This is a genomic window from Streptomyces sp. (assembly GCF_031178505.1).
Taxonomy (GTDB): Bacteria; Actinomycetota; Actinomycetes; order Streptomycetales; family Streptomycetaceae; genus Streptomyces; species Streptomyces gulbargensis.
Window position 1 is genome coordinate 1 of sequence record NZ_JAPSIW010000370.1, and the last position, 6,787, is coordinate 6,787.

The 6,787-nt window shown below is 72.4% G+C and carries 8 protein-coding genes and 1 tRNA gene; 3 read left to right on the forward strand and 6 right to left on the reverse strand.

The window, feature by feature from the left end:
- Positions 1–201: 201 nt before the first annotated feature.
- Entirely contained in the window at positions 202–870 is a 669-nt protein-coding gene (locus RIF68_RS22270; RefSeq protein ID WP_309053055.1) for a hypothetical protein, read from the reverse strand.
- 47 nt (positions 871–917) lie between these two features.
- On the opposite strand from RIF68_RS22270, the gene RIF68_RS22275 reads away from it, so the two are divergent.
- Positions 918–1,106, forward strand: a complete 189-nt coding sequence (locus RIF68_RS22275) for a DUF5703 family protein (RefSeq protein WP_189833297.1) — start codon at positions 918–920, stop codon at positions 1,104–1,106.
- 60 nt (positions 1,107–1,166) lie between these two features.
- On the opposite strand, the gene RIF68_RS22280 is transcribed toward RIF68_RS22275, so the two are convergent.
- From RIF68_RS22280 to RIF68_RS22290, 3 genes are all read right to left on the reverse strand, one after another.
- A complete protein-coding gene (locus RIF68_RS22280) occupies positions 1,167–1,964 on the reverse strand; it encodes a chaplin (RefSeq protein ID WP_309053056.1) in 798 nt (265 codons plus the stop codon).
- A gap of 139 nt (positions 1,965–2,103) precedes the next feature.
- Complete coding sequence (locus RIF68_RS22285; RefSeq protein ID WP_309053057.1) at positions 2,104–2,337, reverse strand: chaplin; 234 nt, start codon at positions 2,335–2,337, stop codon at positions 2,104–2,106.
- A 127-nt stretch (positions 2,338–2,464) separates the two neighbouring features.
- Positions 2,465–3,790 carry a M20/M25/M40 family metallo-hydrolase gene (locus tag RIF68_RS22290; protein WP_309053058.1) on the reverse strand — a complete coding sequence of 442 codons (1,326 nt, stop codon included), beginning with the start codon at positions 3,788–3,790 and terminating at the stop codon, positions 2,465–2,467.
- A gap of 241 nt (positions 3,791–4,031) precedes the next feature.
- Here RIF68_RS22290 and RIF68_RS22295 point away from each other — a divergent pair.
- Both RIF68_RS22295 and RIF68_RS22300 read left to right on the forward strand, forming a co-directional pair.
- Positions 4,032–4,119, forward strand: a tRNA-Leu gene (locus RIF68_RS22295).
- 74 nt (positions 4,120–4,193) lie between these two features.
- Positions 4,194–5,138 (forward strand): pseudouridine synthase, encoded by a 945-nt coding sequence (locus RIF68_RS22300; protein WP_309053059.1) that lies wholly within the window; start codon positions 4,194–4,196, stop codon positions 5,136–5,138.
- On the opposite strand, the gene RIF68_RS22305 is transcribed toward RIF68_RS22300, so the two are convergent.
- A complete protein-coding gene (locus RIF68_RS22305) occupies positions 5,139–5,759 on the reverse strand; it encodes an MBL fold metallo-hydrolase (RefSeq protein WP_309053060.1) in 621 nt (206 codons plus the stop codon).
- Positions 5,759–6,787 (reverse strand): S-(hydroxymethyl)mycothiol dehydrogenase (locus RIF68_RS22310; protein ID WP_309053061.1); only part of this gene is annotated, 1,029 nt, incomplete at its 5' end. The genes RIF68_RS22310 and RIF68_RS22305, both read right to left, overlap by 1 nt.

The following is a 6,787-nucleotide window of genomic DNA, read 5'->3' on the forward strand; positions in this document are numbered from 1 at the left end:
GCCGGGCTCGCGGCGCCTGGCACCGCGCCTCTCCCCCGTGGCCCTTCGGGCACGGGAGGTGCCCCCAGCGTTGTCGTCGGTCGCCGATGTCCCCCGGGCTTCGCCCGGGAGGTGCCCCCATCGCATGGACTCCCTCCTCCGCCTTGCGATGCACGGCGCCAGACGCCGCTCCCCGATCCGGCCTGATCCAAAAGACACGGCCTAGGCCGAAGCGGACCCCGGTGTGCGGGGGCGCGCGGTGCCCTCCTCCTCGTCCGCGTCCCCGAAGTCGTCCTCGTCGAAGACGGAGCTGACGTCGAAGCGGTAGAGGATCCGCTCGGGGTCGGCCTGCTCGAAGGGTGCGGCCAGCCACTCCCCCGGGTCGGGGAGGTCGTCGGCCGCGGTGAGCCAGAGCGTGGAGTCGCCCTCCTCCAGGCCGAACTCCTTGTGGCGGGACGCGATCTCGTCCGCCTCGTACTCACCGAAGACCACACCGAGGGCGGCGGCCGTGCCCGTCGGGCCGTCCTCGTCCTCGTCGGGGTCGAGGTCGGTGATCCGGCGGGCCTGGGCGAGCAGGCGCTGCGGTTCCACCACGGCGTAGTCGCGCCGGATCAGGAGGCTGAGCGCGCGAGGTTCGTCAGGTCCGGCGTACGGCGGGAGGCTGTCGTCGGCTCCCGGGATCTCGAAGGGGGTGACTTCGTCATAGCGTTCGTAGAGGAGTTCGTCGTAGGCCTCGGCGGCGGTGGCGAGGACGTTGAAGGCCTCGTAGACGGCCGGGTCGTCGTCTCCCGTGCGGCGTTCGACCGCCGCGAGGTGACGGTCCAGTGCGGCTTTGACCGCCTCGGCGGCGGCACGTACCTCGGCAGCGGTGGGCTGCGCAGCATCAGACATGGGACAGACGCTATCCGTACCGGGCCGGTGCCCGCACAATAGATGCGATGCCGGAATACGAATTTGTCGACGTGTACGTGCCGCGCGGCGTCTCCCGCAAGGAGGCCACGCGGCTTCTGACCGACCATGCCGAGTACGGACACTGGGAGTTGGACCGCCTGAGCCTGCACCGGGACGGCAGCCGCAGGGTGCGGCTGAAGCGCCGGATCATCCGACAGCTCCGGGCGACCTGGTAGCGGTACGAGAAGGGGCCCCGCGGTGTGCGGGGCCCCTTCGCGTGCTGCCGGGTGCGGCCGTCAGGCGGCGCGGCGGGCGCGGCGGTAGATCAGCGAGCCCGCGAGCAGCAGGCCCACGCCGGCGGGAACGGCGACGCCGAGCGTCCCCGCGCCGGTCTCGGCGAGCTCCTCGGTGCCGCGCGGCGGGGTGACACCGTGCGGGCCGGGGTTGTTGGAGCCGCCGTCGTCGCCGGGGCCGCCGGGCGTCCCGGGCGTGCCCGGGGTGGTCGGGGTCTCCGGCGTGGTGGGCGTGCCGGGGTTGCCCGGGTTTCCGGGGTTACCGGGGTTACCGGGGTTACCCGGGTTTCCGGGGTTCCCCGGATTGCCCGGATTGCCCGGGTTTCCGGGATTCCCCGGGTTTCCGGGATGGCCCGGGGTGGTCGGCTCGACGCCGTTGGCGCAGTTGTTGCCCGCGGCGGCGTTGCCGAGGCCGACGCCCGTGACGTTGTTGCCGCACACGTTCACCGGGACGTCCACGGGGACCTGGACGACGTTGCCGGAGACCACGCCGGGCGAGCCGCTCGCGTGCCCGTCGGCCGAGGAGCCGCCCGGCTTGTCGGAGCCGTAACCGGAGTCCGACACATTGGCGCAGGTGTTGCCCATCGCCGGATTCAGGAGTCCGATGACGTTGACGGTGTTCCCGCACACGTTCACGGGAATGTGGACCGGCACCTGGACGGTGTTCCCGGACGCGATGCCGGGGGAATTCGTCGCCGCGCCGTTCGCACCGGAATCGGCGTGCGCATGACCGCCGGCGAGGGCGAATACCCCGCCCGCGGCCGCAACGGTGATGAGGCCCTTGCGCGTGACCTGTCGCATAGCTGGTTGTCCTGCCTTTTCGGCTTCGGAAGAACGCCACCGGGCCGGTGCCCGGGGCGGAATGGGCACCGGCCCCGGAGTGCATGGCGCGCACTCCGGGGCCGGACCGGCTCACGCCCTCACGGGGCGGGACTCAACGTCAGGAGTTGACGCAGACGTTGCCGAAGGCGGGGTTCAGCAGGCCGACGATGTTGACCGTGTTGCCGCACACGTTCACGGGGATGTGGATCGGAACCTGGACGACGTTGCCCGAGATGATGCCGGGGGAAGCGAGGGCCGCCCCCTGGGCACCCGCGTCGGCAACGGCCATGCCCGCGCCCGCGAGAACGAGACCGCCGGTGGCAGCCGCAGCAGCGACGACCTTCTTGATCATTATTCCTCCTAGTTGGCAATGCGGTCCCAGCCGCGGACCGCATCACCTGTAACGAGGGGGAATGGTGGGGGCTACGGCCCCCATGTGCATTCACTCTTTCCGGTGAGACTCATACAGGCGGTCGAATTCAGCAGGCGTCGATGAAACGGTCCAGGACGCGGACGCCGAACTTCAGACCGTCCACCGGGACACGCTCGTCCACGCCGTGGAACATGCCCGCGAAGTCGAGCTCGGGCGGCAGCTGGAGCGGGGCGAAACCGAAGCAGCGGATGCCGAGGTCGTCGAAGGACTTGGCGTCGGTGCCGCCGGACAGCATGTACGGCACGGCGCGGGCGATCGGGTCCTCGGCACGCAGGGCGAGCTGCATGGCGTCGACCAGGGCGCCGTCGAAGCTGGTCTCCAGGGCCTTGTCGCCGTGCACGTCCTCGCGCTTCACGCGCGGGCCGAGGATCCGGTCGAGGTCGGCGAGGAACTCCTCCTCGTACCCGGGCAGGAACCGCCCGTCGACATGGGCGGTGGCCTGGCCGGGGATCACGTTCACCTTGTAGCCGGCGCCCAGCATGGTGGGGGCGGCGGAGTTGCGGAGGGTGGCCCCCACCATCTTGGCGATGCCGCCCAGCTTGGCGAGGGTGCCGTCCATGTCCTCGGGGTCCAGCGGGGTGCCGAGCGCGTCCGACAGCTCGTCCAGGAAGCTCCGTACGGTCTTGGTCACGCGCACCGGCCACTGGTGGCGGCCGAGCCGGCCGACGGCCTCGCACAGCTCCGTGATGGCGTTGTCGTCGTTGGTCATGGACCCGTGGCCCGCGGTCCCCTCGACGGTCAGCCGCATCCAGTGCATGCCCTTCTGGGCCGTCTCGACCAGGTAGAGCCGCAGGTTCTCGTTGACGGTGAAGGAGAAGCCGCCGACCTCGCCGATGGCCTCGGTGACCCCGTCGAAGAGGTCGCGGTGCCGGTCGACCAGGTGCCGGGCGCCGTAGGTGCCGCCGGCCTCCTCGTCGGCGAGGAAGGCGAGGACGATGTCGCGCGGGGGCTTGCGGCCGCTGCGCAGCCGGTCGCGGACGACCGCCAGGGTCATCGCGTCCATGTCCTTCATGTCGACCGCGCCCCGGCCCCAGACGCAGCCGTCGGCGACCTCGCCGGAGAACGGGTGATGGGTCCAGTCCTCGGCGTTCGCCGGGACGACATCGGTGTGACCGTGGATGAGCAGGGCGGGCCGCGAGGGGTCCTCGCCCTCGATCCGGGCGACGGTGGAGGCCCGCCCCTTGTGCGACTCGATGATCTTCGGCTCGAGGCCGACCTCGGCGAGCTTCTCCGCCACGTACTCGGCCGCCGCCCGCTCCCCCGGTCCGGAGTGGTCGCCGTAGTTGCTGGTGTCGATGCGGATGAGATCCCGGCAGAGGTCGACGACCTCGTCCTCGCCGGTGATGCCCCGGGCGGTGCTCGACTCGCTCACGCTGCTTCCTCCCACTACGTGCCCCAGGTGATGGCTGCTGATCACCTCCATCCTCCCGCGCCGCCCCGCCGGGCCCAAGGGCGCCCACCGTCCGACATGCGGCCGTCACATCCCGGGCGGCGCCCGGCGCGCCCGGGGGGTGCGCGGGCCGCTGACCAGGGGGTGGTGATCGACCACCCCGAATGTTTGCTATGGTTTTCCTCGTCGGAAGGGCCGAGCGGCCCGGAAGACGACAACACCTGTCCGGGTGGCGGAATGGCAGACGCGCTAGCTTGAGGTGCTAGTGCCCTTTATCGGGCGTGGGGGTTCAAGTCCCCCCTCGGACACCAGCGAAGGACCCCACATCTTGTGGGGTCCTTCTCGTTGTGGCCCGGTTGCGGCCCTGGGTACGACGGGAGGACCCGTGAGACGCGGAACGAAGGCTCCCGCCTCTCCCCTGCCCCAGCGGGAGGGGGTCGACGCGGTGCGGGTGCGGCTGCCCGAGGATCCCGAGGGGGTGTGGGCGACCGTCGGGGACCATCTCGTGGCGCGGTACGCCGGGGCCGTGGGCTCCGGGCGGGTGGAGGAGATGCTGCGGGAGGGCCGGTTCGTCGGGGTCGGCGGGCCGGTGCGCGGGGACGAGCCGTACGCGGCGGGGACGTACCTCTGGTTCCACCGGGACTTCCCGGCCGAGGAGCGGGTGCCGTTCGAGGTGGGGGTGGTCCACCGGGACGAGCGGATCGTGGTGGCGGACAAGCCGCACTTCCTGGCGACGATGCCCCGGGGCCGGCATGTGACGGAGACGGCGCTCGCGCGGCTGCGGCGGGAGCTGGGGCTGCCCGCGCTGCAGCCGGCGCACCGGCTGGACCGGCTGACGGCGGGGCTGGTGCTGTTCGTCGTACGGCCGGAGGACCGGGGGGCGTACCAGACGCTCTTCCGGGACCGGGCCGTGCGCAAGGAGTACGAGGCGGTGGCGCCGTACGACCCGGCGGTGGAGCTGCCGGTGACGGTGCGGAGCCGGATCGAGAAGGAGCGTGGGGTCATGGCCGCCCGGGAGGTGCCGGGCGAGCCGAACGCGGAGAGCCGGGTGGAGCTGCTCGCGCACGGGGGCGGGCTGGGCCGGTACCGGCTGGTGCCGGTGACCGGGCGGACGCATCAGCTGCGGGTGCACATGAACGCGCTGGGGCTGCCGATCCTGGACGATCCGGTCTATCCGGTGGTCCGGGAGGACGGGCCGGAGGACCACGCGCGGCCGCTGCGGCTGCTGGCGCGGTCGCTGGAGTTCACCGACCCGTTCTCGGGGGCCCGGCTGCGGTTCGTCAGCCGGCTGTCGCTCAGTGGCCCCGGGCCACGCGGCGGAGCCGCATAGTCAACGCTGCCACTCCTGGAGGTGAGGGGCTTCCTCGCCGATGGTGGTGGTCTCGCCGTGGCCGGTGCGGACCACGGTCTCCGGGGGAAGGGTCAGGAGCCGGGACCTGATCGAGTCGATGATCGTGGGGAAGTCGGAGAAGGACCGGCCCGTCGCCCCGGGGCCGCCCCGGAAGAGGGTGTCGCCGGTGAAGACGGTGCGCAGGTCGGGGGCGTGGAGGCTGACCGCCCCGGGGGCGTGGCCCGGCGTGTGCAGGACGTGGAGGTCCGTACCGGCGATGGTGAGGACCTGGCCGTCGGCGAGGTCGCCGTCGGGGCTGTGGTCGGGGTGGGTCAGCTTCCAGAGCTGCAGGTCGGCCGGGTGGAGCAGGACGCGGGCGCCGGTGGCGGCGGCGAGCGCGGGGGCCGCGCCGATGTGGTCGTCGTGGGCGTGGGTGCAGACGATGGCACGCAGGGCGCGGCCGTCGAGGGCGGCGAGGACGGCGCCGGCGTCGTGGGCCGCGTCGATGACGATCGCCTCGGTGTCGTCGCCGACGATCCAGACGTTGTTGTCGACCTCCCAGGTGCCGCCGTCGAGGCTGAAGGTGCCGGAGGTGACGAGGTGCTCGACGCGGGCCGCCATCACAGCACCACCACCGAGCGCAGGACGTCGCCCTCGTGCATGCGGGCGAAGGCCTTCTCGACGTCGCCGAGGCCGATGGTCTCGGTGACGAAGGCGCCGAGGTCGATGCGGCCCTGCCGGTGCAGGTCGACGAGCATGGGGAAGTCGCGGGAGGGCAGGCAGTCGCCGTACCAGGAGGACTTGAGCGCGCCGCCGCGGCCGAAGACGTCGAGGAGGGGCAGTTCGATCGTCATGTCGGGGGTGGGGACGCCGACGAGGACGACGGTGCCGGCGAGGTCGCGGGCGTAGAAGGCCTGGGCGTACGTCTCGGGGCGGCCGACCGCCTCGATGACGACGTCGGCGCCGAAGCCGCCGGTGAGTTCGCGGACGGCCTCGACGGGGTCGGTGTCGCGGGAGTTGACGGCGTGCGTGGCGCCCATGGCGCGGGCGGTGTCCAGTTTCCGGTCGTCGATGTCGACGGCGATGATCTTCGCGGCGCCGGCGAGGCGGGAGCCGACGACGGCGGCGTCCCCGACGCCTCCGCAGCCGATGACGGCGACGGTGTCGCCTCGGCCGACGTTCCCGGTGTTGAGGGCGGCGCCGATGCCGGCCATGACGCCGCAGCCGAGGAGTCCGGCGGCGGCGGGGGCGATCTCAGGGTCGACCTTGGTGCACTGGCCGGCATGGACGAGGGTCTTCTCGGCGAAGGCGCCGATGCCGAGGGCGGGGGTGAGCTCCGTGCCCGCGGGGTGGCCCGCGGGGCCGGACGTGTCGCGGGCGAGCGTCATCCGCTGCCGGGCGTTGTGGGTGTCGAAGCAGTACCAGGGGCGGCCGCGCAGGCAGGCCCGGCACTGTCCGCAGACGGCCCGCCAGTTGAGGATCACGAAGTCACCGGGGGCGACGTCGGTGACGCCCTCGCCGACGGTCTCGACGATTCCGGCGGCCTCGTGGCCGAGCAGGTAGGGGAAGTCGCCGCCGATGCCGCCCTGCTTGTAGTGGAGGTCGGTGTGGCAGACGCCGCAGGCCTGGACGCGGACCACCGCCTCGCC

What these genes read in the sequence shown, in the direction of transcription:
- RIF68_RS22270 (WP_309053055.1), bottom strand. Translation starts at nt 870, where the DNA reads ATGTCTGATGCTGCGCAGCCCACCGCTGCCGAGGTACGTGCCGCCGCC.
- RIF68_RS22275 (WP_189833297.1), top strand. Translation starts at nt 918, where the DNA reads ATGCCGGAATACGAATTTGTCGACGTGTACGTGCCGCGCGGCGTCTCC.
- RIF68_RS22280 (WP_309053056.1), bottom strand. Translation starts at nt 1,964, where the DNA reads ATGCGACAGGTCACGCGCAAGGGCCTCATCACCGTTGCGGCCGCGGGC.
- RIF68_RS22285 (WP_309053057.1), bottom strand. Translation starts at nt 2,337, where the DNA reads ATGATCAAGAAGGTCGTCGCTGCTGCGGCTGCCACCGGCGGTCTCGTT.
- RIF68_RS22305 (WP_309053060.1), bottom strand. Translation starts at nt 5,759, where the DNA reads ATGGCGGCCCGCGTCGAGCACCTCGTCACCTCCGGCACCTTCAGCCTC.